Genomic DNA, 348 nt, shown 5'->3' on the forward strand with positions numbered 1-348 from the left:
GACGGTGGCGCCGTCGTTGTTCTACTTCGCGCCGCGCAACATCTGGGTGTTGGCGTATCAGTGGGGTGGGCCGGCGTTCTCGTACCGGACGTCGTCGGATCCGACGAACCCGAATGGGTGGTCGTCGCCGCAGACGTTGTTCAGTGGGAGCATCACTGGTTCGGGTACGGGTCCGATTGATCAGGCGGTGATCGGTGACAGCCAGAACATGTACCTGTTCTTCGCCGGTGACAACGGGAAGATCTACCGGGCGAGTATGCCGATCGGGAACTTCCCGGGCAGTTTCGGGTCGAACTACACGACGATCATGAGTGACACGACGAACAACCTGTTCGAGGCGGTGCAGGT

The 348-nt window shown here is 60.6% G+C and carries 1 protein-coding gene; it reads left to right on the forward strand.

Annotated elements, in window-relative coordinates:
• A partial coding sequence (locus tag IF22_RS0132630) for a non-reducing end alpha-L-arabinofuranosidase family hydrolase (RefSeq protein WP_030338396.1) occupies window positions 1–348 on the forward strand: 348 nt, incomplete at both ends.

The sequence above is a fragment of the Micromonospora parva genome, assembly GCF_000718515.1.
GTDB classification, from domain to species: Bacteria; Actinomycetota; Actinomycetes; order Mycobacteriales; family Micromonosporaceae; genus Micromonospora; species Micromonospora parva.